This window comes from Actinomadura soli, from assembly GCF_005889715.1.
Classification (GTDB): domain Bacteria; phylum Actinomycetota; class Actinomycetes; order Streptosporangiales; family Streptosporangiaceae; genus Spirillospora; species Spirillospora soli.
Genome location: NZ_VCKW01000487.1, coordinates 1 through 2,788, shown reverse-complemented (window position 1 = coordinate 2,788; position 2,788 = coordinate 1). Strand labels below are relative to the sequence as shown.

Here is a 2,788-nt window from a genome sequence, read left to right as displayed (position 1 = left end):
CCCCTGCCCCGCGCCACCGGCCCCCGGGCTGACGCCACCGGACCCTGGGCTAGCACCACCGAAGCCTGGCCTAGGGCCACCGAAGCCTGGGCTGATGCCACCGAACGCAGACCAGACGCCACCGGACGCAGGGCCCGCACCACCGGACGTTGAGCCTGCACCACCGGACGTTGAGCCTGCACCACCAGACGCGGGGTCTGGGCGACTGGACGCTGAGCCTGCGTCACCGACGGCTGGGCGCGAAACGTCGCAAGCTGGGCCTGAATCGCCAGGAGATCAGCCCGGACGGTTGGAAGCCTGGCCGTCCTGGCCCGGGCCCGCGGGATCCTGGTGGCCCGGCCCATCAAGAACCTGGCCTGGGTCGTCGAAAACTCGGCGGCGGCGTGACCTGCGAAATGCTCGGCCTGAGCCTCCAGGACCATGACCGTCCGCCGGAAACCCGGCCCGAGGCAGCAGGGAGCTGGGCCGACGGCCGATGGAAGCGGAAGCTGGGCCGTCAAGCCAATGGGAGCTCGGCACGGGCCGTACTCAGATGTCAAGGAAGCGCACGTCCTTGGCGTTGCGCTGGATGAACTCGCGGCGAGGCTCGACCTCCTCGCCCATGAGCACGCTGAACAGCTCGTCCGCCTGGGCGGCGTCGTCGAGCTGCACCTGCAGCAGCACTCGGTTGTCGGGGTCCATCGTGGTGTCCCACAGCTCGTTGGCGTTCATCTCGCCGAGGCCCTTGAAGCGCTGGACCAGGTCGCGAGGACGGGGGTCGCGCTTGCCGGTGGCGACCCCGGCCTCGATGATCGCGTCCCGCTCGGAGTCGGAGTAGGCGTAGTCGGCCTCCGAGCCCCGCGCGTCCCACTTGATCTTGTAGAGCGGGGGCTGGGACAGGTAGACGTGCCCGGCCTCGATCAGCGGCTTCATGAACCGGAACAGCAGCGTCAGCAGCAGCGTGTTGATGTGGTGGCCGTCGACGTCCGCGTCCGACATCAGGATGATTTTGTGGTAGCGGAGCTTGGTGATGTCGAACTCGTCGTGCACGCCGGTGCCGAGCGCCGTGATGATCGCCTGCACCTCGTTGTTCTTCAGGATCTTGTCGATCCTGGCCTTCTCAACGTTCAGGATCTTGCCGCGGATCGGCAGGATCGCCTGGAAGTGCGGGTTGCGGCCGCCCTTCGCGGAGCCGCCCGCCGAGTCGCCCTCGACGATGTACAGCTCGGACTTGCCGGGGTCGGTGGACTGGCAGTCCGACAGCTTGCCGGGCAGCGACGTCGACTCCAGCAGGCTCTTACGGCGCGTCAGGTCGCGCGCCTGCCGCGCCGCGACCCGGGCCCGCGCCGCCTGCGACGCCTTGTTGATGATCTCCTTGGCCTCGCCGGGGTTCTCCTCGAACCAGTCGCGCAGGAAGACGTTGCAGGCCCGCTGCACGAACGACTTGGCCTCGGTGTTGCCGAGCTTGGTCTTGGTCTGGCCCTCGAACTGCGGGTCGGCCAGCTTGATCGAGATGATCGCGGTGAGGCCCTCGCGGACGTCCTCGCCGGTGAGGTTGTCGTCCTTGTCGCGGAGCAGGCCCTTGTCGCGGGCGTACCGGTTGACGATCGTCGTCAGCGCCGCGCGGAAGCCCTCCTCGTGGGTGCCGCCCTCCGCCGTGTTGATCGTGTTCGCGAACGTGTGGACGGACTCGGCGTAGGACGAGTTCCACTGCATGGCGATCTCGATCGACATGCCCGTGGTCTCATCACCGAAGTAAATGACCGACTCGTGGACGGCGTCCTTGCGCGCGTTGATGTAGCGGACGAAGTCCTCGATGCCGCCGTCATAGTGGTACCGAACAACGTTCGGCTCGCCGTTCACGTGATCGGGACGCTCGTCCCGCAGCGTGATGGCAAGGCCGCGGTTCAGGAACGCCATCTCCTGCATGCGGCGGGAGAGGGTCTCAAAGTTCCACTCGGTCGTCTCGAAGATCTCCGTGTCCGGCCAGAACCTGATGAGGGTGCCGGTCTCCTCGGTCGGCTCCCCCTTGCTGAGCTCGGTCTCCGGCCCCTGCCACGTGTACGACTGGCGCCACACGTGGCCATCGGTGCGGACCTCAGCCTCCATCCGGGTGGACAGCGCGTTCACAACCGCTGAGCCCACTCCGTGGAGCCCGCCCGAAACGGCGTAGGACTTGCCGTCGAACTTGCCGCCCGCGTGCAACGTGGTCAGCACCAGCTCGATGGCCGGCCGCTTCTCCACGGGATGCTCGCCCACGGGGATGCCGCGCCCGTTGTCGAGGACGCTCACCCCTCCGTCGGCCATCAACGTCACCACGATGTCGTCGGCATAGCCGGCCAGGGCCTCGTCGACCGCGTTGTCCACGATCTCGTAGACGAGATGGTGCAGGCCACGCTCACCGGTCGAGCCGATGTACATGCCCGGGCGTTTGCGAACCGCCTCAAGCCCTTCAAGGACAGTGATCGAACTAGCGTCGTACGCCAAAGGAGATCCTCCTGCCGGGGATGTCTGCCGCTCCGCGCCCGAGGGAGGCACGGTGTGCCCCGTAACACACATGACAGGGCGCCCTTGTGCTCTGTTCAACGTTTGGTCAGAGCTTTGGGCACCCCTTGGCGGCGCAGCATCCTGAACCGATTTCATTCTACCGGGTCATGTGACAGAAAGTGGCACTGTCGAGCGCTGTATGCGCGTGTGGCGGCCGAGCGGGCCTGGAGATGCATCCCCCCACAGGACCGGGGGTGTTCTCTGGCCTACGTGGCGCTCGCTGCTGAACTCATCACCTCCCATCCCGAACACATGTTCCCAC

At 66.8% G+C, this 2,788-nt stretch carries 1 protein-coding gene; it reads right to left on the bottom strand.

What is annotated here, in order from left to right; genetic code table 11:
* Positions 1 to 528 precede the first annotated feature (528 nt).
* Positions 529 to 2,466, bottom strand: a complete 1,938-nt coding sequence (gene gyrB / locus ETD83_RS41020) for a DNA topoisomerase (ATP-hydrolyzing) subunit B (protein WP_138650636.1) — start codon at positions 2,464 to 2,466, stop codon at positions 529 to 531.
* Positions 2,467 to 2,788 lie beyond the last annotated feature (322 nt).